A 26,153-nucleotide genomic window follows, 5' to 3' on the forward strand; every position below is an offset into this window, starting at 1 on the left:
TCGGGCGGCCGGCCGGGCTCTCATCGGACCGCCGGTCCGGCGGCGCCGCGTGGTCGCCCCGGTCCGCCGGGTCCGCCGGGTCCTCGGGGTTCATCTGTCCCGTCATCGTCGGTCACCTCTCCACGCCCCGTACGACTGTTCGCGGATCGATTCTCCTCGCACGGGCGGGGTGGGGGCGCGGGGACGGGCCGGAGGGGCCAGACCCCCGAGCGGCGCCATGGCTCATCCTCACTGTCAGTCGACGACGTCGATCACGACCCGGTTCGTCTCGACGCCCGCCGCGGTGACGACCGAGACCTCCACTCGGCCCGGTTCCACGTCGGCGGGGAGGGGGACGGTGAGGGAGGCGTCGGTGGGATTGGCGAAACCGCCGGGTACCGGGACGAGGGGCACATGGGTGTGGACCGGGCCGATGCGGACCACCAGGCGGGTCAGCGGGTCGGGGGCTCCCGCGCCCGGCGGGACGAAGCCGCAGCCACGGATCTCGATGTCGTCTCCCGTACGGATCGGGGCGTCGAGGTCACCGGCCTCCCGGGACCGGACCACCGAGTGGATCGTGGGGCGGACGCCCTCGGTGCACTTGGCGGCGAGGTGCCAGGCGGCCGAGACGCCGAGGAGCACGACGAGGGACCAGGGCACCTCGGGGAGCCGGGACGGGTCACGGGCCAGGCCGACGGCGGTGAGGGTGAGGACGGAGACGGAGACGAGGAGGTACTGGACATCGGCGAGAGCGGCCCGGCCGCCGTCGTCACAGAGCAGGTCGGCGGCGCGGGGACGGTCGGCGCGGACCTTCTGGAGGCGGCCGGAGGCGGTCCCGGCCGAGACGACGAGACGGGCGGTCACGGTGACGGCCGCCACCAGGGCGAGGACGGACAGGAGGCCCGCGCCACGGGCCAGGGCGAAGGGGGTCTCGCCGGGTGACAGGAAGGTGAGGAAGACGAGGGTGTAGCCGAGGAGGAGGAGCCAGACGGCGGCGACGGCCTGGGGGGTGGAGAGGCGGTTGTCCTCACCGAGCAGGGGGGCGAGCAGACCTCCGCGGGAGCGGTGGGCGTGGGCGGCGGCGCTGAGGAGGAGGGCGAGGACCAGGGCCGTGCAGAGACCGGCCGTGCGGGCCCCGGTCCATCCCGTCCGGATCGCGGTGAGGGCCTGGCCGAGGAGAAGGGCGAGGACGGCTCCCCAGACGACGCCGAGGCCGCCGCGGTGCACCCGGTCGAGCCAGGCGAGTCCGGCCTCGCGGCCGTGGGCGCCGACCTCGCGGGCGGACTGGGCCAGTTCGTCGGAGACCCATTGGCGGGCGGCGACCGGGGAGTGGGCGACCGCGGCGGGGACGCCGTGGCCGGTGGCGAGTTCGTCGCGGCGGGCGAGGAAGGCCGCGACGGCGCGCCGGTGTCCGGCTTGCCCGCAGTGGGCGCAGCCCGTGCAGGCCGTCGCGTGTCCGCCGTACTGTCTCGCCTCTTGAACCGTCACGGTGCTCACTCCCGAGCTCACTTCACGACACGTGCCGGTGCGCCCCGAGCGGTCAACCAGCTTTTGATTTCACGGAATTGTGTCGTACCGGCGGCTCCCGCGGATGCTTCTTCGCGTCCGGCCGGAGAGTGATTGCCGCGACATCTCATTGACGTACAGAAAGGTGAAGCGATCGTGTCACGAGAGGAGTTCGGGCTCCGTCCGGCTGATCTTGCGCCAGAGCGGCTGGTAGTTGATCCAGGCGACGAGGTCGTTGCCGAGCTGTTCGCGGGTGGCGACGGCCTGGTGGTGGGCGATGAGGACCGGTTTGCCGGCCGCGCGGGCGGTCAGCTGGATCTGGGCGGCGCGTTCGAGGGAGAGGAACCACCAGGCGGCGGCGTCGACGGAGGTCCCGACGGTGAGGAGGCCGTGGTTGCGCAGGACGATCGCCTTGAAGGTGCCGAGGGCGACGGCGACGCGGCGGCTCTCTTCCGGGTCCACGGTGACTCCGGTGTAGGCGTCGTAGAGGGCGTGGTCCTGGTAGAAGGCGCAGGCCTCCTGGGTGATCGGGTCGAGGAGTTCGCCGAGCGCGGCCAGGGCCCGTCCGTGGAGGGAGTGGGTGTGGGCGACGGCGACGACGTCGGGCCGGGCCCGGTGGACCTGGGCGTGGACGGTGAACGCGGCCTGGTTCACGTGCCGCCCGCCCCGGAGGACCTGCCCGTCGCCGTTGACGAGGACGAGGTCGCTCGCGGTCACCTCGTCGAAGGGCGCGCCGAAGGGGTTCACCCAGTAGCAGTCGGGGTGCTCGGGGTCGCGGGCGCTGATGTGGCCGGAGACGCCCTCCTCGTACCCGAGGCGGGCGAAGAGCCGCAGCGCGCCCGCGATCCGCTGTCTGCGGTGGGTGCGTTCCTCCTCGGCCGTCGCGTGGACGGGCGGCATGGCGAAGTGGAGCCGTTCGAGGGGTACGGGGTCGGGTATCGCGCTCATGCGCGGGAAGGTAACGCCCGGCCCGCCAAGTCACCAGAGCCCGGACACGACGAAGCCGCCGGCTCGCGCGGCGGGCACGGGACGGCGGCTTCGTCGGCCTCAGGGAGCGGGGACGACTACTCCCACTCGATGGTGCCCGGCGGCTTGCTGGTGATGTCGAGGACGACGCGGTTGACGTCGGCGACCTCGTTGGTGATGCGGGTGGAGATCTTGGCCAGCACGTCGTACGGCAGGCGCGACCAGTCGGCCGTCATGGCGTCCTCGGAGGAGACCGGACGGAGCACGATGGGGTGGCCGTAGGTGCGTCCGTCGCCCTGGACGCCCACGGAGCGGACGTCGGCGAGCAGGACGACCGGGCACTGCCAGATCTCGCGGTCGAGACCGGCCGCGGTGAGCTCCTCGCGGGCGATGGCGTCGGCCTCGCGCAGCAGGTCCAAGCGCTCCTTGGTGACCTCGCCGACGATGCGGATGCCGAGGCCGGGGCCGGGGAAGGGCTGGCGCTGGACGATCTCCTCGGGCAGGCCGAGGTCCTGGCCGACCATGCGGACCTCGTCCTTGAAGAGCTGGCGCAGCGGCTCGACGAGCTCGAACTCCAGGTCCTCGGGGAGGCCGCCCACGTTGTGGTGGGACTTGATGTTGGCGGTGCCGGTGCCGCCGCCGGACTCGACGATGTCCGGGTAGAGGGTGCCCTGGACCAGGAAGGCGACCTCGGGGCCCTCCTCCTGGAGGATCTCCAGCTGCGCCTGCTCGAAGACGCGGATGAACTCGCGGCCGATGATCTTCCGCTTGGTCTCGGGGTCGGAGACGCCGGCGAGGGCGGTGAGGAAGCGCTCCTGCGCGTCGACGACGACCAGCTTGGCGCCGGTGGCGGCGACGAAGTCCTTCTCGACCTGCTCGGTCTCGTTCTTCCGCATCAGGCCGTGGTCGACGTAGACGCAGGTGAGCTGGGAGCCGATGGCCTTCTGGACGAGCGCGGCGGCCACCGCGGAGTCGACGCCGCCGGAGAGACCGCAGATGGCGCGCTTGTCGCCGACCTGGGCGCGGATGGCCGCGACCTGCTCCTCGATCACGTTGCCCGTGGTCCAGCTGGGCGCGATGCCCGCGCCGCGGTACAGGAAGTGCTCCAGGATCTGCTGGCCGTGCGTGGAGTGCAGCACCTCGGGGTGGTACTGGACGCCGTAGAGCTTCTTCTCATCGTTCTCGAAGGCGGCGACGGGCACGACGTCGGTGGACGCGGTGACGGTGAAGCCCTCGGGAGCGGCGGAGCAGGCGTCGCCGTGCGACATCCACACCGGCTGCTCGGCCGGGGTGCCCTCGAAGAGGGTGGAACCGGTCTTGGAGACGTGCAGCGGGGTGCGGCCGTACTCGCGGGCGCCGGTGTTGTCGACGGTGCCACCGAGGGTGGTGGCCATCAGCTGGAAGCCGTAGCACATGCCGAAGACGGGGACACCCGCCTCGAAGAGGGCGCGGTCGAGGCGGGGGGCGTTCTCCGCGTACACGGAGGACGGGCCGCCGGAGAGGATGATCGCCTTCGGGTTCTTGGCCAGCATCTCGGCCACCGGCATGGTGGACGGGACGATCTCACTGTAGACCCGGGCCTCACGGACGCGGCGGGCGATGAGCTGGGCGTACTGGGCGCCGAAGTCGACAACGAGGACTACGTCCGGGTTGGTGACGTCGGGCGCGGCAGCGGGGGTCGCTGATGACACTACGGCGGCCTTCCGGCGGTAGGAGGGGGTCCCCCGAAGGGGGGTGCTATCTGTCGATTCTACCGGCGCGCCGGTGACGCTTTTCGTCTCACCATCCGAACCCGGTGGGCTCCGGGGGCGCGGCAGGGGCCATACTGTCGGCATGCGCGAGCTCACGACCTTCGTCTTTACCTATGGCATCCGGCCCACCGGCTGCCATGGTCGTGCTGCTTGAGCAACTGACAAGCGACTTCCCAGGCGCCCCGGGCCGACAAGGCCCGGGGCGCTCTGTCGTTTCCGGGCCTGGTCGCTCCGGGGCGGCCCGGGTCCGGCACCGCCGGGCCCGCCCGACACCCCAGGAGCCCCACCATGACGCAGACCACCACGTCCGAGAAGACCGGCGCCCGTACGGACGAGGCGGCGGCGCTGATCGGCGACGCGCGCGAGCGGATCGACGCGCTCGACGACCGGATCATCGGCCTGATCCAGGAACGGGCGGCGGTCTCGGCCGTCATCCAGGAGGCCCGGATCTCCTCGGGCGGCCGTCGGGTGAACCTGGCGCGCGAGATGGAGGTCCTCGGTCACTACCGGGACGCGCTGGGCAAGCCGGGCACGGCGCTGGCGATGACGATGCTGGAGCTGTGCCGGGGCCGCATCTGAGGCGGCGACGGCGCCCCGCACCCGGGCCCGGTGCGCGCCGGGGCCTCCGGCGCGCACCGGGCGCACCGGAGGGCTCGGTCCGCGTGTGAGCGAGGGCCCGCATCTGAGTTCGGGCCCTCTCTCACCCGTACGGCGCGTGACCGGCCCGGAGCCGACTTCGTTGGTCCGGGTGTCCGTGCCAGCCAGGGGCGGGCCCGCAGGAAACCACGCGTGGCTTCGCTGGGGCGTGTGGCGTACCTCTGGTACGCCGTGGGACCTCGCACCAGCGCTCGTGACCGGGCAGCAGGGGACAGCGGCCCGGTCGCCCAAAAGGGCGGTCGGCCCCGAGGACGCTCGGGGCCGGCCGCAACCGGCTCGTCCGGCGACGGCCCCCACGACCGCCGGCACCGCACCGCACCACCGCACTGTACGAATCTCCGGCCCCGGGACACCCGGCCCCCCGGATCCGTCCCGTCCCCGTCTCCCCCCCTTCCGCCCCCCTTTCCCCTCACTCCTCCTCCCCTCCCGCACGGCGCACCCCCCGGCGCCGTGCCCGCTCGGCACCGCCGCCCCCCTGACGCCGGTACCGACGCCAAGGGCCCCGTGCCGCGACCGGAATCGCGGCACGGGGCCCTTGCTCGTACCCTCACACCCCCTGCCCCACGGGACGTGACGCGCGTCACATGGAGATTGTGGGCAACCGCTACAACCAATCCCGGCGGTCACGGGTCATCTATGCGGCACCACCAAGAACTGGAAGGGCGCTGCACTCGGAGGGGGGTGCAGCGCCCTTTCTGCCTTCCCGGGCGTCCCGGCCTCGCCCCGGCTTCCCCGGGCCTTCGACAAGACTCTCCTGGCTCTCTTGGCCCTCTCAGATCCACTCGGTCCACTCGGTCCACTCGGTCCACTCGGTCCACTCGGTCCACTCGGTCCACTCGGTCCACTCGGTCCACTCAGGACCTTTCCGGGCCCAGGGGCATCACGCCTTCTTCTTCGTCCTCGCGCTCTTCTTCGGCGGTACGGCCGGGATGCCGAGGAACGGCAGGCGCAGGGCGCCGAAGGCCTCGGCCGGGACCGCGGGAGACCGGGGTTCGACCGCCGTGAGCCGGACGTACGCCTCGCCCTGGCGCGGGCGGACGTCAGCCTCCCCCTTGTTCGGCCAGAAGGACATCGCGCGTTCGGCCTGCGCGGTGATGGTCAGGGACGGGTTGACGCCGAGGTTGGCGGAGACAGCGGCCCCGTCGACGACGGAGATCCCGGGATGGCCGTAGAGCCGGTGGTACGGGTCGATGACCCCGGAGTCGGTGTCGGCGCCGATCGGGCAGCCGCCGAGGAAGTGGGCGGTGAGCGGGGTCCCCATCAGCTCGCCGATGTTGGAGCCCGCGAAGCCGTTGATCTCCTCGGCGAGCAGGGTGGCGGCCCGGGTGGCCTCCGGTATCTGCACCGGGTTCGGCGCGCCGTGCCCCTGGCGGGCCGTGAGCAGGCCCTTTCCGAGCCCGCCGGGCTTGCGGTAGGTCGTCAGGGAGTTGTCGAGGGACTGCATGACCAGGCCGATGATGGTCCGCTCGGACCAGCGCCGGTTGGAGAGCGAGCGGGCGGCGAGGGTGGGGTGCCTGAGCATGTTGAGGAACCAGGCGCGGACCCGGTGGGCCCCGTAGGGGACCTGGAGGACGGTCAGGCCGCCCATCGAGTTGGAGCCCCGGCCGTACCGCACCGGCTCGATGTGGGTGTGGGCGTCGGGATGCACCGAGGAGGTGATGGCGACTCCCCGGGTGAAGTCGGCCTTCCTTCCGCCGTGCCGCTCGCGGTAGCGGCGCTCGGTGGTCTGGGCGCCGACCAGGCCCTCGGAGTTGGTGCGGGTCAGCTCGCCGAGCCGCCGGGAGATCCGGGGCAGCAGTCCGGTGTCCTTCATCCGGTGCAGCAGGGTCTGGGTGCCGTACGTGCCCGCCGCGATCACCACCCGGCGGGCGGTGAAGGTCCGGCCCCTGCCCTTGCGCCGCCGGTCGGTGGGGAGGGTCCGCACGGCGAAGCCGCCCCGGGAGTCCTCGGTGACGGTGACGACCGTGGTCATGGGGTGGACGGTCGCGCCCGCCTTCTCGGCGAGGTGGAGGTAGTTCTCGTTGAGGGTGTTCTTGGCGCCGTGGCGGCAGCCGGTCATGCATTCGCCGCACTCGGTGCAGGCGCGCCGGGTGGGGCCCGCGCCGCCGAAGTACGGGTCGGGGACCTCGTCGCCGGGCCTCGCCCTCGCCGTGCCGTCGGCGTCGGAGCCGTCGCCGAAGAAGACGCCGACCGGGGCCATGTGGAAGGTGTCGCCGATGCCCATGGCCTGGGCGGCGGCCTTCAGGTGCACGTCGGAGGGGGTCGTCGTCGGGTTGAGCCGGACGCCGAGCATCCGCTGTGCCTGGTCGTAGTAGGGCCGCAGCTCGTCCTGCCAGTCCGTGATGTCCCGCCACTGCGGGTCGTCGAAGAACGGCTTCGGCGGTACGTAGAGCGTGTTGGCGTAGTTGAGGGAGCCGCCGCCGACGCCCGCGCCCGCGAGGACCATGACGTTGCCGAGCAGATGGATGCGCTGGATGCCGTAGAGACCGAGGGCGGGGGCCCACAGGAAGTTCTTCACGTCCCAGGAGTTCTTCGGCAGGGTCGCGCGGGTGAAGCGGCGGCCCGCCTCCAGGACGCCGACCCGGTAGCCCTTCTCGGTGAGCCGCAGGGCGGTGACCGAACCGCCGAAGCCGGAGCCGACGACGAGGACGTCGTAGTCGTACCCGTCGTCCGGGCGGCTCGCTTCCTGATTCCGGGCAGGGGGTACCGCGGTCATGGCTCTCCTCGGACGAAAAAGGGCGGAACTCGTACGGAAGGAAACGGAAGGAAAAGGGCGTAACGCGTAGGGAAGGAGACGGGGCTCGTACGGAGAAGGGCGGACCCGTGAGGGACCGGGCCGGGTTCGTACGGGCGGGAGCGGAGTCCGTACGTCGGCGGGGGCGGCGGTCAGCGCAGGCGCAGGGCCTTCATCACCTTCAGGGACGTGGTCATGAACGCGGCGTACTTCTCGTCGTCCATGCCGAAGGAGGGCGCGAGCGGCAGCAGCCGCTGCTGGGCGACGGTCTGGGCCTCGGTGTACTTGAGGATGCCCTCGGAACCGTGGCGGCGGCCGAGCCCGGAGTCCTTCATGCCGCCCATCGGGGACTGCACGCTGCCGTAGGCGGGGGCGTACCCCTCGTTGATGTTGACGGTGCCGGTGCGCAGCCGGGCCGCGACGGCGTGACCCCGGCGGGAGTCCTTCGTCCAGACCGAGGAGTTCAGGCCGTACGGGGTGGCGTTGGCGAGGCGGACGGCCTCGTCCTCGTCGGTGAAGCGGTAGACCGAGACGACGGGGCCGAAGGTCTCCTCGGAGCAGACCGTCATCGGGGCTTCGACGCCGTCGAGGATGGTCGGCTCGTAGAAGAGGGGGCCGATGTCGGGGCGCGCGACGCCGCCCGCGACGAGCCGGGCGCCCTTGGCGACGGCCTCCTCGACGTGCTGGGTGACGGTCTCCAGCTGCCGGGTGCCGACGAGGGAGCCCATGTCGGCCCCGTACGCGAGGGAGTTGCCGAGCCGCATGGCCTTGGTGCGGGTGGCGAAGCGGTCGAGGAAGGCGTCCGCGACGGACTCGTGGACGTACAGGCGCTCGATGGAGATGCAGAGCTGGCCCGCGGAGGAGAAGCAGGCGCGGACGGCGCCGGCTGCGGCCTTCTCGATGTCGGCGTCCTCCAGGACGAGCATCGCGTTCTTGCCGCCGAGCTCCAGGGTGACGCCGACGAGGCGGGCGGCGGCGCCCTGGGCGACCTCGCGGCCGGTGCGGGTCGAGCCGGTGAAGGACACGTAGTCGGCGTGCTTGACGACCTCGGGGCCGACGACCGGGCCCTCGCCGAGGACGACCTGGAAGACCCCGGCGGGCAGCCCGGCCTCGATGAGCAGGTCACGGGCCCACAGCGCGGTGAGCGCGGTCTCCGTGTCGGGCTTCATGACGACGGCGTTGCCCGCGACGAAGGCGGGGAGCGCGTCGCCGACGGACAGCTCCAGGGGGTAGTTCCAGGGCGCGATCTGGCCGACGACACCGCGCGGCTGGCGCAGCTCGGTGACCTTGGTCAGGGTCGGGACGACGCCGGTGTGACGCTTGGGGCCGAGGTACCCGGGGGCCTTGCGGCCGTAGTGACGGGCGGCGACGGCCACCGCCTGCACCTCCTCGTGGGCGTGCAGGCGGGCCTTGCCCGTCTCCAGCTGGATGAGGTCGAGGACCTCGGACTGGCGCTGCAGGACGAGGTCGTGGAAGCGCAGGAGGACGGCGGCGCGGGCCCTGACCGGGACGGCGGCCCACACGGGCTGGGCCGCACGCGCGCGCGTGAAGGCCTCGGCGACGTCCTCGGGGGTGGACTCGGGCAGCTCCGCGAGCCGGTCCCCGGTGAAGGGGCTGTGGTTGGCGGTCCGTCCGGAGCCGACGACGCCACGGGTGAGCCGGGCGACCACCTCGGGCGTCACGACGTCGGCGGCGGTCCGCGCGCCTGCGGGCGCGGGCGCGACCGGGTTGGTCGCCCCGGCGGGCGCGGCGGCTCCGGTCCGCTGGGCGGAGGCGTCGGGAACCGAGGGGGCGGAGGGGGCCTGCGAGTCCGTCATGAGGGCGAGCGTAGGCCGCGTTCCGCTCTTTGGGTACCCGTCGGTAACGCGTTTTCGCCGGGCGCGCACATCACGCCAGCGATCACTGGCACATAAGCCCTGATCAGGGGGTTGTGGCCGGCGGAGGGGCGCGCCGGAGATTCTTCACCCGTTGGCGGGTACGCGTCGGGCGGGCCCGTTGGCGGGTACGCGTCGGGTGCACCCCGGCGCGTACCCGCGCGGCCGTTCAGTCGCCCGGGGCCCGCCAGTGCCGGAGGACCACGTCGAACTGCTCCCGGGTGGTCTCCCAGCTGGACTCGGGCGAGGACATGTAGATCGCGTACTCGGTGCCGTCGTCCGCGTAGTAGATCTGGTCGATGGCGTGCCGGGGCCCGGGGAAGTTCTTCTTCTCCGTCCAGGTGAACTCCCACAGGCAGGAACGCACCTGGTCGCGGTAGGCCGTCTGGACGAGCTTGACCCGGGTGTAGTCCATCCGCTGCTGCAGGGCGCGCTCCAGGTCGAGCGCGTGCATGTAGGGGTTCTCGTAGTCGGGGTTGGGGTCGATGCTGATCCGGATGCGGTGCCGCCCGTTGTCCGGGGTGTAGTCGATCTGGTCGCCCTCCATCTGCCGCTTCCAGCCGTCCGGGACGACGAGGCTGAAGCCCGCCGGGTCCTCGACGCGGTGCCAGCCGTCCGGCACCGCGTTCGCCTTCTCGCGGACGGCGGGGGCGCTGGACGGCGGAGGGGTCGTGGGGGCGGGCGCGCTGGTCGAGGTCCGGCCGCCCGCGCCGCCCCGGTCACCGCCCAGGTGGTTCATCGTGGCGAAGACTGCTCCGCCCGCGACGAGTCCGGCGACCACGGCGGCCAGGGCGACGGTCCGCCAGCGGCCCCGGCCGCCCCCGGCCTGGGGCGGCGGTGCGGCAGTGGGGTGCGAGGGGGGCCAGGAGCCCGCGCCGGAAGGAGAGGGCGAGAGGGGCTGCGGCGGCTGCGGCCACTGGCTCGTGGGGGCCGGGACGGTCGCGCCAGGGGCGTCCTTCGCACCGGAGGCCCCGGTCGTACCACTGGACCCGCTGGTCGCTTGGGTCCCGCTGGACCTGGTCGCCGCACGAGCCCCACCAGCCCCACCGGCCCTGCTGGTCTCGCGGAGCCCACCAGCCCCATCAGCCCCATCAGTCCCACCTGCCCTGTGAGTCCCACCAGCCCTGTGATTCCCGCCGTCCCTGCCGTCCCCGGCGTCCTCACCCAGTTCCACCAGGTCGGACGGGTCCAGCGAGCCCGCCGGGCCGTCGCCCCGGCCCCCGTCCCCGCCCCGGCCGTCGCCGGTCGGCTCCAGTTCCTCCCGGTTCACCCGCTGCGTCGGGACGAAGGCCTGTGCCGCCTCCGGCGTCCGGCCCTCCATCGCTTCGAGGAGCATCCGCTCGGCCTCGTCCGCGCGCGGACGCTGGTCGGGGTCCTTGCGCAGCAGGGCCACGATGACGGGGGCCAGCGGGCCCGCCTTCACCGGGCGCGACGGCTCCTCGCTGACCACCGCCTGCATGGTGCTGATCGGAGACGTACGACGGAACGGGGAGGTGCCCTCCACGGCCGCGTACAGGGTGGCGCCGAGGGACCACAGGTCCGAGGCGGGCCCCGGATCGCCGCCGCGTACCCGCTCGGGCGCCAGATAGTCGATCGAGCCGACGAGTTCACCCGTGCGGGTGATCGTCGAATCGCCCTCGATGGCCGCGATCCCGAAGTCGGTGATCAGGACGCGTCCGTCGCGGGCGAGGAGGACGTTGCCCGGCTTGACGTCCCGGTGCAGCACCCCCGCCTCGTGCGCGGCGCGCAGCGCGCCGACGACGTGCAGCCCGATCCTGGCCGCCTCGCGCGGCTCGATCGTGCCCGCCTCCTTGGCGGCGTCGGCGAGCGACGGCCCGTCGACGTACTGCATCACGATCCACGGCCGGTCGTCGTGTTCCAGCACGTCATGGACCGTGACGACGCCCGGGTGCGTGATCCGCGCGGCGGCTCTCGCCTCCTTCTGCGTCCGGGCGTGCAGCACCAGCCGGTCGGCCTCCGCCACGAACCGACCCGCCGTCAGTTCCTTCACGGCCACCACGCGGTGCAGCACCTCGTCGTGCGCGCGCCAGACCTTGCCCATGCCGCCGCGCCCGATGGCCTCGCCCAGTCGGTAGCGCCCGGCGAGCAGCAGTCCCTCGCCTGTGCTCTGAGAATGTTCCACTTGCCCCCGCCCGTTCCTTCGGATGCCAGGTTACGGAGGGGGGTACGGACGACGGAACCTCGGGGCGGTCATAGGAACAGCACTGTGACCGGGGGCCGATGGGAGTTCCGGGGCCCCCACGGAATCCGCGGCCGTCCCGGTGCTGCTCAGCGCCCCGGACGGAACGCCTTCGTGGCCTCGTCGAAGATCTCGGACACCTTGTCACTGTCGGCGTAGGGGCCGATGACCTGCACGACGTGGTACCGCCCGCCGTCGACCAGGGCCAGGTTGCGGACGAAGACCTGACGGCCCGTGCTGTCCAGCCACCAGTAACTTCCGGTGGCCGTCGCCGTCCTGCCGATGTCGACCCGGCGGGTCCTCTCCGCGCCCGACCAGCTCGACGCCCGCCACGGATCCAGCTCCCGCTCCCTGGTGTTCTGGTACTCCAGGGGGTCGGAGCCGTTCTCACTCACACTGTCCCGGCCAGGCACCACGATCATGGTGAAGTCCCGTCCGGTGTAGCGGACTTGCCCGGCGTCGTTGATCGGGCTGCGCCGCCAGCCGTTCGGCACCCCGATCCGGAAGCCCTCCGGATCCTTCCGCAGGGTGTATCCGGCGGCAAGCGCGGGCGCCGAGGGGTCCGCCGGGGGCGGGGTGGTGCGCGGGGCGGTCGGCCGGGCTGTCGTCGCCGAAGGGCCGCCGGTGGGCGGGGTGGTGCCGGGCTTCTGGGCCGTGCCGGACGGGGCGGGACCGGTGGCGGTGGGGTCGTTCGGCGTCTCCCCGTCACCGGGCATGACCAGGACGGCGTACGCGACCGCCCCGCCCAGCAGGAGGAAGACGAGGACCACGAGGGTCCGGCCGAGTGACTTCGGCGTGCCGGAGCCGGGGCGCCGGGCGCCCGAGGTCCGTGCGGTACGGGGCGCCCGGGGCGCGCGCTGCGGGATCTCCTCGTGGAAGTCCTGGGGGTGCCGGTCCCCGCCGAAGCCACCGAAGCCGCCGAACCGCCCGCGCCCGCCCTGACGCGGCTCCTCGTCGTAGTCGTCGTGGAACTCCTGCCGGGCCGGGGCGTGGCGGGGGCCGTCGTCGAACCCGTCGTGCGGGTCCTGGCGGGGAACCTCGTGGAAGTCCTGGCGCGTGTCCCCGGCACCGGCACCTAGACCGGACTCTTCACGGCCACCGCCCGGCCCGCGCCCGGCGTACCCGGATTCCCGCTGCTCGTAGCCGGATTCCGGCTGCTCGTACCCGGGGCCCGACTGCTCGTACCCGGTCGGTACGCGGTCGGTCCCGTACTCGGGCGGCTGTCCGGAGCCGTGCGGGGCGGGCGGGCGCGGCTCCTTGCCCCGCTTGTGGCGGTGGCGGCCCGCGCCCGCCGATCCGCGCCGACGGCGCACCAGCTCACCGCGTCTGCGCACGATCGGCAGCCGCGCCTCGTCGAAGGGCGGCGGCGGTACGGTTCCGGCGCCCGCCTCCGGTTCCGGGGCGGAGCGCACCAGGGACCGCAGCCAGCCCCGCAGCTCCTCGAAGTCGGGCCGCTCGGTCGGGTCCTGACGCAGCAGGGACTCCACGACCGGGCGCAGCGGACCGCACTCCTCCGCGAAGGCGGGCGGTTCGGCGCAGACCAGTTGGACCAGTTCCGCCGCGTTGTCCTCGGGGTAGGGCGCGTGGCCCTGGACGGCCCGGTAGAGGAGCGCGCCGAGGGCCCACAGGTCGGTGGCGGGGCCGATCGGCGGGGCGAGGCGCCAGTTCTCGTGGACGGGACCGGCCTGTTCGGGGGCCCAGCGCTCGGTGACCGCCCCGACGACCGCGATCCGGGTCTGCCGGGCCCGCTCGGCGGCGAGCCGGGTGCCGGGGCCCCGGTACGCCTCCGCCGGGGTCCCGGCGGGCGCGCTCTGCCGGGCGCCTACAGGGACCGGGAAGCGGTCGGGGTCGGGCAGCCGGTCGGGGTCCGGGGTCGCGGCCGTGTATCCGGCGGGCAGCGCGGGGCGGCCCGAGCCGGGCAGCACGGGGCCGGAACCGCCCGCGGAGATCGGTGCCGAGCCGTCCCGGGAGGTGTGCGGGCCGTCGCTCCAGTTGCCCGCCAGCATCACGCGGGGCGGCGGACCGGTGCGCGGACCGGCCGGGGGACCGGCCGGCCGGGCGCCGTCGTCGTACGGGTCGTCGCCGTCGTCGCCGTCGTCCTCCTCCGCCTCGTCCGCCACTCGCGCCCACCACTGCGGCTCGGGCGAGCCGACGGCCTGGGCGGTGGGCGGCGGGGGCGGGGCGGGCGGGTCCTGCGGCGCGGGGCGCTGGACGGGAAGCGCGCCGCTCTCGCCGATCGCGGCGGCGGCGCGCGCTCCGGCGCGGTAGGCCGCGATGGCCCCGGCCCTCGACGCCCGGACGTCCGCGGTGGGCGGCACGGGCGGGGACCCCTGCTCGACGGGAGCCCCGGCCGACCGCCCGTAGGGGTCGGAACCGTAGGACCCGGGGGCGGTGCCGTAGGGGGACGCGGAGCCGTCCCCGTCGTCGGGGTCGTGGAGGGTGTCGGCGCCATGGGGGGCTTCGTCGGCGTCACCGTGGGCGTCGGCCTCGGTGTACGCGTCGGCGTGGACCTGGACCCCGGACCCGGACCCGGCGGCCGTCCCGACACGCGTATCGGCGTCGGTGTACGGGTCGTCGTAGGAGTCGTAGGAGTCGTAGGAGTCGTAGGACCCGTCGTACGTGTCCGACGGGTCGCGGCCCGGGTCCGGGGTCCCGTAGCCCGAGGTCCCGTGGTCCGGGGTCACGTGGTCCGGGGTCCCGTAGGGGACGGGGGCGTGGGCGCCGGGGACCACGGGTGCCGGGACGGGCACGAGGCCCCCCGTCTCGTCCGCCCCGTACGGGACCGGCCCGCCGCCCTCCTCGTAGACCTCTGCCTCGTACGGCTCGGAGCCGTACAGCCCGGAGTCGTACTCCCCGGAGGGGTGACCGTCGGAGCCGTGGCTCCCGGCATCGTGGACACCGGAGGCGCCCGCCCCCCGACCGTGTCTCCCGGAGTCGTACTCCCCCGGCCCTTCGAAGCTGCCGGGCAGCTCGAAGCCGCCGGACTTCCCGAAGCGCCCGGCACCCTCGAATCCTCCGAGGCCCCCGGAGTCCCGGAGATCCCCGGAGTCCGGGTATGTCCCGGAGCCCTGGAAGTCCCCGGATTCCTGGAAGTCCCGGGAATCGTCATGGCCCTCGGAATCCTCGGGGTCGTACCCCTCCGGGTCGTGGGCGGTCGGCCGCCGGTCGCCGGGGTCGATCTCGGGGGTGTGCCAGCCCGGGGCGGACGGTTCCGGTTCCGTCTCGGGGACCGGCGCGTACCCGCAGAGGGCCTCTTCGGCGGCGCCCACCGCCAGGCCCGAGAGGACCACCCGGCCGTCGTCGCAGACCAGCACGGTCCGGGCGGTGATGTTCCGGTGCACCCAGCCGTGGGCGTGCAGCGCGCGCAGGGCGGTGAGGACGTCGGCGCCGATCTCGGCGGCGCGGTACGGATTGAGGGGCTGCTCGGCGAGGAGCGCGGCCAGCGGACGGGCCGCGACGCGCTCGCTCACTATCCACAGCGAACCGGCCTCCGCGAAGACGTCGAAGACCTGGTCGAGCAGGGGATGGTCGGGGATCTGCGCGGCGGCCTGGGCCGCCTCGATCGCCCGGCGCACGACGGGCTCGGCCGGACGGCGGGTCGCCCGCCCCGCGCCGCCCCGCGCCCCGGCGGGCCCGCCCTCGCCGTCGAGCACTTCGGCGTCCACGAACTCCGGCAGGGGCACCTGACGGACCAGGACCTCCTGCCCGCTGTAGGTGTCGAAGGCGCGCGTCTCGGCCAGTTCGTACGCGTCGGCGGGCGCGTCGGCGCCCCCCGGCGGCAGCGGCAGGCGGTAGCGGTCCGCCAGCACCCTTCCCGCGTAGTCGTCCACGACGCCTCCCCCGCACGCACGCTGTGTCCCCCGTGGCCCACCGGACCCCCGAGGTCGTGCGGGATCGGGCGGGTCCGTCGATTCCGGTCACGGACCGTGCGGTCGACGGCTCTGTTCGACTGCGTACGGTCCTCGGCTCTCACGATACGTGGGAGCGGTCAGTCCTTGGGGCTGAACGACCCGAACGCGGTCTCCCGCAGCGTCCGGCACTCCTCGGCGTCCCACTCCTCCGCCTCGCAGCTGACCATGATGGAGTAGCCGCGGTCGGCGTCCACCTTGAAGCCCCGGTTGAGCACATGGACCCGCGTGTCCTGCTGGGTCCGCTCGAACTCCCAGTCGGCGACGGTCGGATACCCCTTGTAGGACACCGTCCTGATGCCGATGTGCTCGTACCCCTTGCTGGTGGCGGCCACTCCGAGCTTGGCCAGCTCCCAGGCGGCCTCGGCGTCGTCCTTCGGGCTGCCGTTGAAGTCGACCTGGACACGCGGGAAACCGTCGCTCCCCCTGAAGATCGCGCCGCCGTCGTACCCCGGTATGGCGTGCGCCCGGAAGTCCGCGGGCATCGCCATGCTGAAGTGGAAACGGGCGTTGCTGACCAGGGCGTATCCGTCGGGCAGGCTCGTGCCGGTGCCCCCGTCGGTGTTCCCCGACGGGGTGACGCCGTCGCCGCTCGACCCTCCGGTGGTGCCGGTGCCGTCCGGCTGCGTGCCGCCCTGCTGGCCGGGGCCGCCGGGCTGCTGGCCCTTGCCGCCGTCGGAACCGTCCGAGCCGTCGCCGCCCGCCGAGGCGCCGGCCGACGCGGTGGCGCCGCCCTTGCCCTGGTCGCCCTTGTCGCCACCGCCGAGGGAGACGGCGAGGATCGTTCCGAGCAGGGCGAGCACCACGACGGCCACGATGATGATCAGCGTGCGGCGGGGGACGACGTCGGTGAGCGGGGCGCGCGCCGGGGCGGGACGGCCGGTGCCGTGCGCCTGCGCGGAGTTCACCGCCGTCCTGGGGTGCGGGACCGTCGCGGGCGCGCCCGTCGACGGCCGGTCGGCCTTCGAGGAGACCGCCGCGTTCCGCACGGACTTCAGGGCGCCCCGCATCCGGTCGGCCGTCGCGTCGGGCGCCTTGTCCCGGTCGGCCGCCGGACCACCCTCCGCGCCCGGCCTCCGCTCGGGGCCGGGCGGCAGCGGTACGACCCTGGTGACCTCGGGCGACACCTCGGGGGTCACGTCGGGCGCGTCGAGGACGGCCCGCAGCAGGACGCGCGCGCCGGCGTCGTCGAGTCGCTGGGCGGGGTCCTTGGCGAGCAGCCCGTAGATGACCTTCTCCAGGTCGGGGCCCGCGTTCTTCGGGGGGTCGACCGGTTCGGTCATCACCGCCGTGAGGGTGGCGATGGCGGAGCCCTTGTCGTACGGCGGGCTGCCCTCGACCGCCGCGTAGATCAGACCGCCGAGCGACCACATGTCGGCGGCGGGGCCCGGCTTGTGGCCCCGGGCGCGCTCCGGCGAGATGTACGAGGGCGCGCCGACCAGCATGCCCGTGGAGGTGATCGAGGGGTCGCCCTCCACCTGGGCGATGCCGAAGTCGGTGAGGACGGCCCGGCCGTCCTCGGCGATCAGTACGTTGGACGGCTTCACGTCGCGGTGCAGGATGCCCTCGCGGTGGGCCGACCGCAGCACGTCGAGGATGGCGAGGCCGACCTCGGCGGCGCGCCGGGGCGTGAGCGTGCCGTCCTCGCGCACGGCGTCCGCGAGGGACTTGCCCTCGATGAGCTCCATGACGATCCACGGGCGGTCGTCCTCGTCGACGACGTCGTACACGGTGACGGCGCCGTTGTTGCGGATACGGGCGATGGCCTTCGCCTCGCGCAGGGTCCGCGTGATGAGGCGGCGCTTCTCGTCCTCGTCGATGCTGGTGGGGAAGCGGAGTTCCTTGACGGCGACGGTACGGCCGAGGGTCTCGTCGACCGCGCGCCACACCGTGCCCATGCCGCCGCGTCCGAGGACCACGCCGAGGCGGTAGCGGCCCGCGAGGAGGCGGCCCTCGGTGACCGGGTCCTTGCGGGGCCGGGCGCCGCCGGTGGTGCGCGCGGTGCCCGCCGGGCGCCCCCGGTCGCTCTCGCCGTCGCCGTCACCCGCGCCGAACCCGGCGCGGCCGGTGGAGGGCTCGGTGCCGCGCAGCCGCCCGGAGACGGCGGCCTCCTGACCGTCCTTCACGTCCAGACCGGCGGAGGCGTCCGAGCGGCCCGAACCACTCGTGCCCTCCGAACCGCTCGTGCCCTCCGGCCCGGTCGCGGCCTCCGGCCCTGCCGTGCCCTCCGGTCCGGCCCCGGCGGCCCGCTCCGGGGAGTCGTCCTCCCCGCGCGGCTTCCGCTCGTCCCGCTCCGGTTCACGCGCGGCCGGAACCGCTCCTCGGTCGCCGTCGGTCGCGGCCCCTGCGGCGTCCCGCCCGGGGTCCTTCGCCGTGTCCCGCGACTGCTCCGCCTCCGACATGCGTCCCCTCTGCGATCCCTGATCTTCGCCGCGTCTGCCGCTTCCCGGGCGATGCGGTAACCCGCCCTGGAAGAGAGCTCATTGTCTCTCACCTCAGCACGGGCGACGCCCCCGGGTCCGAACTCCGGGATGACGACGCCCCTGGACACCCCCCGGGTTCCCGCTCGGAGCGGACGACCCGGACGTCCCGTCAGATCGGCACGATGTCCGGCGCTCCGAGCCGTGCGGCGTCCGCCGTCTGGTCGTCGGGCTGCCGCTGCGACTCCCGCTCCGCCTCCACCCGCTTCTCGTAGTGCTCGACCTCCTTCTCGATCTGGCGCTCGTCCCAGCCGAGGACCGGCGCCATCAGCTCGGCGCACTCACGGGCACTGCGGGTGCCCCGGTCGAAGGTCTCGATGGAGATCCTGGTACGCCGGGTGAGGACGTCGTCGAGGTGGCGCGCGCCCTCGTGGGAGGCGGCGTAGACGATCTCGGCGCGCAGGTAGTCGTCGGCCGCCGACAGCGGTTCGCCGAGCGAGGGGTCTCCGGCGATCAGGTCGAGGATCTGCTCCGTCAGGGAGCCGTAGCGGTTGAGGAGGTGCTCGACCCGGACGACATGGAGGCCGGTGCGCGCGGCGATCCTGGCCCGCGCGTTCCACAGGGCCCGGTAGCCCTCGGCGCCGAGCAGCGGGGTGTCCTCGGTGACACAGGGCGCGACGCGCTGGTCGAGGCCGTGCACCGCCTCGTCCACGGCGTCCTTCGCCATCACCCGGTACGTCGTGTACTTGCCGCCCGCCACGACGACGAGGCCCGGGACCGGGTGGGCGACGGTGTGCTCGCGCGAGAGCTTGCTCGTGGCGTCGGACTCGCCCGCGAGCAGGGGTCGCAGTCCCGCGTAGACGCCCTGGACGTCGTCCCGGGTGAGCGGGGTGGAGAGCACGCCGTTCACATGCTCCAGGAGGTAGTCGATGTCGGCGCTGGACGCGGCGGGATGGGCCTTGTCGAGGTCCCACCCGGTGTCCGTCGTGCCGACGATCCAGTGCCTGCCCCAGGGGATCACGAACAGCACGGACTTCTCGGTGCGCAGGATGAGCCCGGTGGTCGAGTGGATGCGGTCCTTGGGGACGACGAGGTGGATGCCCTTGGAGGCGCGGACGTGGAACTGGCCGCGCTCGCCGATGAGGGCCTGGGTGTCGTCGGTCCACACCCCGGTCGCGTTGACGATCTGCTTGGCCCTGATCTCGTACGCGACCCCCGCCTCGACGTCCTGGACGCGGGCGCCGACGACCCGCTCGCCCTCGCGCAGGAAGCCGGTGACACGGGCCCGGCTGGCGACCCTGGCGCCGTAGGACGCGGCGGTGCGCACGAGGGTGGTGACGAAGCGGGCGTCGTCCATCTGGGCGTCGTAGTACTGGAGGGCTCCGACGAGGGCGTCCTTGCGGAGGCAGGGGGCGACCCGCAGGGCGCCGCCCCGGGAGAGGTGCCGGTGGACCGGGAGGCCCCGGCCGTGGCCGGAGGAGAGCGACATGGCGTCGTACAGGGCGACGCCGGAGCCCGCGTAGAACCGCTCCCAGCCCTTGTGCTGGAGGGGGTAGAGGAAGGGCACCGGCTTCACCAGGTGCGGGGCGAGCCGCCCCAGGAGGAGCCCGCGCTCCTTCAGCGCCTCCCGTACGAGGGCGAAGTCCAGCATCTCCAGATAGCGCAGTCCGCCGTGGATGAGCTTGCTGGAGCGGCTGGACGTGCCGGAGGCCCAGTCCCTGGCCTCGACCAGGCCGGTGGAGAGCCCTCTGGTCACGGCGTCGAGGGCGGTCCCCGCGCCGACCACTCCCGCGCCGACGACCAGCACGTCCAGTTCGCGCTCGGCCATGGCCGCGAGCGCCTCGGTGCGCTCGGCGGGTCCCAGTGTCGCTGTCCTCACGGCTGCCGCCTTCCCGTTCTCCGGTTTCCCCCGTCGTTCCGGCACGAGAGCCGGGACCGTGCGGTCCGGCTCACAGCTCGATTCTGTCCCGACCCGGCGACTTCAGCCACCGTCTCGCCACCGGCCTGTGGATAACACTCGGCCTCTTCGGCTTCCCAATACGACATATCGGTCATATTTACGCCTAGTCTGACATTGCACTCGACCCGTTCTGTCCACCGGGCTTGCGCCCCGCGTCTCCTCCGGCTACTGGGAAGGACGGCCCACCCCCATGCCCGCAGACCTCGCCGTCATCGGCCTCGGCCACCACGGTCTCCCCCTCGCCCGAGCCGCCGCCGCCGCGGGCATCGACACCGTCGGCTACGACAGCGACCCCCGGCCCGTCGCCGAACTCGCCGCCGGCCGCTCCCCCGCCGACGGCCCCCTGACCGTCCCCGAGGTCCGCCGGATGCTCGCCGGAGGCTTCCGGCCGACCGCCGACCCCGCCGAACTCGGCCGGGTCCGCACCGCCGCCATCTGCGTCCCCACCCCGCTCGGCCCCGACCGCGCCCTCGACCTCGCCGCCGTCGTCGGCGCCGCCCGCGCGCTCGCCGCCCGGCTGCGCCCCCACACCACCGTCCTCCTGGAGTCCCCGGTCCCGCCGGGCACCACCGAGGGCCTGCTCCGCGACCTCCTCGAAGAGGGCTCCGGCCTCCGCGCCGGACGCGACTTCCACCTCGCGTACTCCCCCGGCCGGCTCGACCCCGGCAGCCGTACCCACGGCTTCGCCGGGACCCCCAAGGTCATCGGCGGTCTCACCCCCGCCTGCACCGAATCGGCCGCCGCCTTCTACGGACGGCTGACCGACAAGGTGGTACGCGCGCGTGGCCCGCGCGAGGCCGAGACCGTCAAGCTCCTGGAGACCAACTTCCGGCACGTCAACATCGCCCTCGTCAACGAGATGGCGGTGCTCTGCCACGAACTCGGCGTGGACCTGTGGGACGTCATCCGCTGCGCCGAGACCAAGCCCTTCGGCTTCCAGGCCTTCCGGCCCGGCCCCGGCGTCGGCGGCCACGGCGTCCCCGTCGACACCGTCGGCGCCCACCGCCCGCTCCGGCTCGTGGAACTCGCGGGCCAGGTCAACGAACGGATGCCGCGGTACGTCGTCCAGCGCGCCGCCACCCTCCTCAACGAGCACGGGAAGTCGGCCAGAGGAGCCCGCGTCCTCCTCCTCGGCATCACCTACAAGCCCGACCTCCCCGACCGTCAGGGCTCCCCCGCCGACGAGATCGCCCGCCGTCTAATGGACCTCGGCGCGGCCGTCAGCTACCACGACCCGCACGTCCCCGACTGGCGCGTCCGCGAGCTGCCCGTCCCCCGCGCGGACTCCCTCTACGAGGCCGCCGCCCACGCCGACCTGACGGTCCTGCTCCAACACCACCGCACGTACGACCTCCAGGGGCTCTCCGTGAAGGCCCAGCTGCTCCTCGACACCCGGGGCGCCACCCCCACCGGCGCGGCCCACCGGCTGTGAACGCCCGAGGGCCCCGCACCGGTCGGTGCGGGGCCCTCGGGGACGTACGGGGTCGGTCAGCGCTTGTGCTGGGCGTCCGCGACCGTGACCTCGACGCGCTGGAACTCCTTGAGCTCGCTGTAGCCCGTGGTGGCCATCGCGCGGCGCAGGGCGCCGAAGAAGTTCATCGAGCCGTCCGGGGTGTGCGACGGGCCCGCGAGGATCTCCTCGGTGGTGCCGACGATGCCCAGGTCGACCAGCTTGCCGCGCGGCACGTCCTCGTGGACGGCCTCCATGCCCCAGTGGTGGCCCTTGCCGGGCGCGTCCGTGGCACGGGCCAGCGGGGAACCGATCATGACCGCGTCGGCACCGCAGGCGATGGCCTTCGGCAGGTCGCCGGACCAGCCCACGCCGCCGTCGGCGATGACGTGCACGTACCGGCCGCCGGACTCGTCCATGTAGTCGCGGCGGGCCGCGGCCACGTCGGCGACCGCGGTCGCCATCGGGACCTGGATGCCCAGCACGTTGCGGGTGGTGTGCGCCGCCCCGCCGCCGAAGCCCACGAGGACGCCCGCCGCGCCGGTCCGCATCAGGTGCAGGGCCGCCGTGTACGTGGCACAGCCGCCGACGATCACCGGAACGTCCAGCTCGTAGATGAACTGCTTCAGGTTCAGCGGCTCGGACGCGCCGGACACGTGCTCGGCGGAGACCGTCGTACCCCGGATGACGAAAAGGTCCACGCCCGCGTCGACGACCGCCTTGGAGAACTGGGCGGTGCGCTGCGGGGAGAGCGCGGCGGCGGTGACGACACCGGCGTCGCGCACCTCCTTGATGCGCTGCCCGATCAGCTCCTCCTTGATCGGAGCCGCGTAGATCTCCTGCAGACGGCGGGTCGCGCTCGCCTCGTCCAGCCCGGCGATCTCGTCGAGCAGCGGCTGCGGGTCGTCGTACCGGGTCCAGAGACCCTCCAGGTTCAGCACGCCGACGCCGCCCAGCTCACCGATGCGGATGGCGGTCTGCGGCGAGACGACCGAGTCCATCGGGGCGGCCAGGAACGGCAGCTCGAACCGGTAGGCATCGATCTGCCAGGCGATCGAGACCTCCTTCGGGTCCCGGGTGCGCCGGCTCGGGACGACGGCGATGTCGTCGAACGCGTACGCCCTGCGGCCGCGCTTGCCGCGCCCGATCTCGATCTCAGTCACGATGTGTGGCCTTTCCCTCTACGTCTGCGCCTACCAGTATCCCCGACACACGCGCGAGGGGCGGTTCCGGGCACCTCCCGGAACCGCCCCCACGCTCGCGCTCTGTTACTTCCTGCTGTAGTTCGGTGCCTCGACCGTCATCTGGATGTCGTGCGGGTGGCTCTCCTTGAGGCCCGCGGACGTGATCCGGACGAACCGGCCGTTCGTCTGGAGCTCCGGCACCGTGCGGCCGCCGACGTAGAACATCGACTGGCGCAGTCCGCCGACCAGCTGGTGGACGACCGCCGAGAGCGGGCCCCGGTACGGCACCTGGCCCTCGATGCCCTCGGGCACCAGCTTCTCGTCGGAGGCGACGCCCTCCTGGAAGTAGCGGTCCTTCGAGAAGGAGCGCTGCTCGCCACGGGACTGCATCGCGCCGAGCGAACCCATGCCCCGGTACGACTTGAACTGCTTGCCGTTGATGAAGAGCAGCTCGCCGGGGGACTCCTCGCAGCCCGCGAGGAGCGAGCCCAGCATCACGGTGTCCGCGCCCGCCACGAGGGCCTTGGCGATGTCCCCGGAGTACTGCAGACCGCCGTCGCCGATGACCGGCACACCGGCCGCCTTGGCGGCGAGGGAGGCCTCGTAGATCGCGGTGACCTGCGGGACGCCGATGCCGGCGACGACCCGGGTGGTGCAGATGGAGCCGGGGCCGACACCGACCTTGATGCCGTCGACACCGGCGTCGATCAGCGCCTGGGCGCCGTCACGGGTGGCGATGTTGCCGCCGATGACATCGACGGACGAGTTCGACTTGATCTTGGCGACCATGTCGCCGACGAGCCGGGAGTGACCGTGGGCGGTGTCCACGACGATGAAGTCGACGCCCGCCTCGATCAGGGCCTGGGCCCGCTCGTACGCGTCACCGGCGACACCGACGGCCGCACCGACGAGCAGGCGGCCCCCCTTGTCCTTGGCCGCGTTCGGGTACTTCTCGGCCTTGACGAAGTCCTTGACCGTGATGAGGCCCTTGAGGAGGCCCGCCTCGTCGACCAGCGGCAGCTTCTCGATCTTGTGGCGGCGGAGCAGCTCCATCGCGTCCACGCCGGAGATGCCGACCTTGCCGGTGACCAGCGGCATCGGGGTCATGACCTCGCGCACCTGGCGGGCACGGTCCGACTCGAAGGCCATGTCACGGTTGGTGACGATGCCGAGCAGCCGGCCGGCCGGGTCGGTGACCGGGACGCCGCTGATGCGGAACTTGGCGCAGATCGCGTCCGCCTCGGCGAGCGTGGCGTCCGGATGCACCGTGATCGGGTCCGTGACCATGCCCGACTCGGAACGCTTCACCAGATCGACCTGGTTGGCCTGGTCGGCGATGGAGAGGTTGCGGTGCAGGACACCGACACCACCCTGCCGGGCCATGGCGATCGCCATGCGGGACTCGGTGACCTTGTCCATCGCGGCGGAGAGCAGCGGGATGTTCACCCGCACGTTCTTCGAGATGTACGAGGCGGTGTCGATCTGGTCGGGCGCCATGTCGGACGAGCCCGGCAGGAGCAGGACGTCGTCGTAGGTCAGCCCGAGTGTCGCGAATTTCTCGGGCACTCCGTCGACGTGTGCAGTCATGACACCTTCCCCAAACGGCCTTGATCGGTGCGGATGTCCATGCTAACGGCCCGAAGCGGTGTCTCATTCCACGATCAAGATCAGCCAGGGGCTTTGGACGTTCCCACGTGGACGAAAGGGCCGGATTCCATTGACGGTCCTTACGTACCGGCCACGGCTCCGGCCGTACGCCCGGTTACGGCTCCGCTACTGCTCCGCCAGCGCCCGCAGCCTGCTGAGGGCACGGTGCTGGGCGACCCGGACGGCCCCCGGGGACATGCCGAGCATCTGCCCGGTCTCCTCGGCGGTCAGCCCGACGGCGACCCTGAGCACCAGCAGTTCGCGCTGGTTCTCCGGAAGGTTGGCGAGCAGCTTCTTGGCCCACTCGGCGTCGTCGCTGAGGAGCGCGCGCTCCTCGGGGCCGAGGGAGTCGTCGGGGCGCTCGGGCATCTCGTCGGAGGGCACGGCCGTGGACCCCGGGTGCCGCATGGCGGCCCGCTGGAGGTCGGCGACCTTGTGTCCGGCGATGGCGAAGACGAACGCCTCGAAGGGCCTGCCGGTGTCCTTGTAGCGCGGCAGCGCCATCAGGACGGCGACGCAGACCTCCTGGGCCAGGTCCTCCACGAAGTGCCGGGCGTCACCCGGCAGCCGGTTGAGGCGGGTGCGGCAGTACCGCAGGGCGAGCGGATGCACGCGCGCGAGCAGGTCGTGCGTGGCCTGCGCGTCGCCTTCGACCGCGCGGCGGACGAGCGCGCCGATGTCCCCCTGCCCGGCAGGCACGGGGGAACCCACGGTGTCGTCGTCGCGCATCGCTCCATGGTGCCCCGACGCCTCCGCGTCCGTGGCACCGCGTCCGTAGTTGTGCACTGAAGCGTTATGAGCAGGTGCGCCGGAACTCATCTCCCGCGCCCTCCCCTCCCGCTCGATCGACTCGTCCCCGAGGAACTCCACATCTCAAGGATGCGGCATCCGGCGCGGAAGTGACACAAGCCCGCCCCGTCCACCCCACGAAGGAACCGGGTGAGGACGGGGACATGACGGGTGACCTGCGATTCAGCGGACCAGGCCCCAGCGGAATCCGAGGGCGACGGCGTGCGCGCGGTCCGAGGCGCCCAGCTTCTTGAAGAGGCGCCGGGCATGGGTCTTGACGGTGTCCTCGGAGAGGAAGAGCTCGCGTCCGATCTCCGCGTTGGACCGGCCGTGGCTCATGCCTTCGAGGACCTGGATCTCGCGCGCGGTGAGGGTGGGCGCGGCGCCCATCTCGGCCGAGCGGAGGCGGCGGGGGGCGAGCCGCCAGGTCGGGTCGGCCAGCGCCTGGGTGACGGTGGCCCGCAGCTCGGCGCGCGAGGCGTCCTTGTGCAGATATCCGCGGGCGCCCGCGGCGACCGCGAGGGCGACGCCGTCGAGGTCCTCCGCGACCGTGAGCATGATGATGCGGGCGCCGGGGTCCGCGGAGAGCAGCCGGCGGACGGTCTCCACGCCGCCCAGGCCGGGCATGCGCACATCCATCAGAATCAGGTCCGAGCGGTCCGCGCCCCAGCGGCGGAGGACTTCCTCGCCGTTGGCCGCGGTGGTCACGCGCTCGACGCCGGGCACGGTCGCGACCGCGCGGCGGAGCGCCTCTCGGGCAAGCGGGGAGTCGTCGCAGACGAGGACGGATGTCATGCCTGACCTCCGCGGCTCTCGCAGCTGTTGCGCGTCACCTTGAGCCTCCAGGGCTGTACGTAATCGTCACCTGTGCGATTGACGCCCTCGGACACCTGCCCGAGCGCTTGTTCCTTCAACCGCCTCCGCACTCTCAACGACGGTCACCCGAAAGAGTTACGGGTTGGACGGCACGCTTCGGCACTCTACGTGAGTGGGTGCGCACGGAGGAGAGCGACGCGGCCCTTTCATCCATTGACGCAAGCTATGCACCATTTAGCGGGTTTTCTTCCCTTTTCGCGGTGTCTGTGGCTAGATTCGCAATGAGTCATATTTACATCTACTTCGACAGTA

Annotated in this window: 15 protein-coding genes; 2 read left to right on the top strand and 13 right to left on the bottom strand. The window is 72.9% G+C overall.

Going from position 1 to position 26,153, the window contains the following annotated elements; all coding sequences use genetic code 11:
• Window positions 1–234: 234 nt before the first annotated feature.
• The 3 genes from ACIRQY_RS05595 to guaA form a co-directional block, all read right to left on the bottom strand.
• On the bottom strand, window positions 235–1,467 hold the full coding sequence (locus tag ACIRQY_RS05595; protein ID WP_403922592.1) for a hypothetical protein: 1,233 nt from the start codon (window positions 1,465–1,467) through the stop codon (window positions 235–237).
• A gap of 177 nt (window positions 1,468–1,644) precedes the next feature.
• Window positions 1,645–2,433: a class II aldolase/adducin family protein gene (locus ACIRQY_RS05600; RefSeq protein WP_403922593.1), complete on the bottom strand. Its 789-nt coding sequence runs from the start codon at window positions 2,431–2,433 to the stop codon at window positions 1,645–1,647.
• 116 nt (window positions 2,434–2,549) lie between these two features.
• A complete protein-coding gene (gene guaA, locus ACIRQY_RS05605; protein ID WP_403922594.1) occupies window positions 2,550–4,142 on the bottom strand; it encodes a glutamine-hydrolyzing GMP synthase in 1,593 nt (530 codons plus the stop codon).
• Between the two features lie 348 nt (window positions 4,143–4,490).
• Here guaA and ACIRQY_RS05610 point away from each other — a divergent pair, with 348 nt between their 5' ends.
• Entirely contained in the window at window positions 4,491–4,781 is a 291-nt protein-coding gene (locus ACIRQY_RS05610; protein WP_351795868.1) for a chorismate mutase, read from the top strand.
• 958 nt (window positions 4,782–5,739) lie between these two features.
• Here ACIRQY_RS05610 and ACIRQY_RS05615 read toward each other — a convergent pair.
• The 6 genes from ACIRQY_RS05615 to ACIRQY_RS05640 form a co-directional block, all read right to left on the bottom strand.
• Complete coding sequence (locus ACIRQY_RS05615) at window positions 5,740–7,575, bottom strand: GMC oxidoreductase (protein ID WP_403922595.1); 1,836 nt, start codon at window positions 7,573–7,575, stop codon at window positions 5,740–5,742.
• 170 nt (window positions 7,576–7,745) lie between these two features.
• Window positions 7,746–9,410: a succinic semialdehyde dehydrogenase gene (locus tag ACIRQY_RS05620; protein WP_403922596.1), complete on the bottom strand. Its 1,665-nt coding sequence runs from the start codon at window positions 9,408–9,410 to the stop codon at window positions 7,746–7,748.
• Between the two features lie 226 nt (window positions 9,411–9,636).
• On the bottom strand, window positions 9,637–11,610 hold the full coding sequence (locus ACIRQY_RS05625; RefSeq protein ID WP_403922597.1) for a serine/threonine-protein kinase: 1,974 nt from the start codon (window positions 11,608–11,610) through the stop codon (window positions 9,637–9,639).
• Between the two features lie 146 nt (window positions 11,611–11,756).
• A complete protein-coding gene (locus tag ACIRQY_RS05630; RefSeq protein WP_403922598.1) occupies window positions 11,757–15,497 on the bottom strand; it encodes a protein kinase in 3,741 nt (1,246 codons plus the stop codon).
• Between the two features lie 158 nt (window positions 15,498–15,655).
• A complete protein-coding gene (locus ACIRQY_RS05635) occupies window positions 15,656–17,977 on the bottom strand; it encodes a protein kinase (protein WP_403922599.1) in 2,322 nt (773 codons plus the stop codon).
• A 190-nt stretch (window positions 17,978–18,167) separates the two neighbouring features.
• Complete coding sequence (locus ACIRQY_RS05640; RefSeq protein ID WP_351795853.1) at window positions 18,168–19,874, bottom strand: glycerol-3-phosphate dehydrogenase/oxidase; 1,707 nt, start codon at window positions 19,872–19,874, stop codon at window positions 18,168–18,170.
• Between the two features lie 271 nt (window positions 19,875–20,145).
• Between ACIRQY_RS05640 and ACIRQY_RS05645 the strand changes: the two genes are divergently transcribed.
• The gene (locus tag ACIRQY_RS05645) at window positions 20,146–21,387 is read left to right on the top strand and encodes a nucleotide sugar dehydrogenase (RefSeq protein WP_403922600.1); all 1,242 of its coding nucleotides are present in this window, start codon (window positions 20,146–20,148) and stop codon (window positions 21,385–21,387) included.
• A 56-nt stretch (window positions 21,388–21,443) separates the two neighbouring features.
• Here ACIRQY_RS05645 and ACIRQY_RS05650 read toward each other — a convergent pair whose 3' ends face one another.
• The 4 genes from ACIRQY_RS05650 to ACIRQY_RS05665 form a co-directional block, all read right to left on the bottom strand.
• Window positions 21,444–22,568 (bottom strand): GuaB3 family IMP dehydrogenase-related protein, encoded by a 1,125-nt coding sequence (locus ACIRQY_RS05650; protein WP_351795847.1) that lies wholly within the window; start codon window positions 22,566–22,568, stop codon window positions 21,444–21,446.
• Window positions 22,569–22,673: 105 nt separating this feature from the next.
• Window positions 22,674–24,176 carry an IMP dehydrogenase gene (gene guaB / locus ACIRQY_RS05655; RefSeq protein WP_351795844.1) on the bottom strand — a complete coding sequence of 501 codons (1,503 nt, stop codon included), beginning with the start codon at window positions 24,174–24,176 and terminating at the stop codon, window positions 22,674–22,676.
• A gap of 186 nt (window positions 24,177–24,362) precedes the next feature.
• Window positions 24,363–24,965, bottom strand: a complete 603-nt coding sequence (locus ACIRQY_RS05660) for a sigma-70 family RNA polymerase sigma factor (protein ID WP_351795842.1) — start codon at window positions 24,963–24,965, stop codon at window positions 24,363–24,365.
• A 243-nt stretch (window positions 24,966–25,208) separates the two neighbouring features.
• A complete protein-coding gene (locus ACIRQY_RS05665) occupies window positions 25,209–25,820 on the bottom strand; it encodes a response regulator transcription factor (RefSeq protein WP_003948568.1) in 612 nt (203 codons plus the stop codon).
• Between the last annotated feature and the right edge of the window lie 333 nt (window positions 25,821–26,153).

This window comes from Streptomyces sp. NPDC101490, assembly GCF_044767145.1.
Lineage (GTDB): Bacteria > Actinomycetota > Actinomycetes > Streptomycetales > Streptomycetaceae > Streptomyces.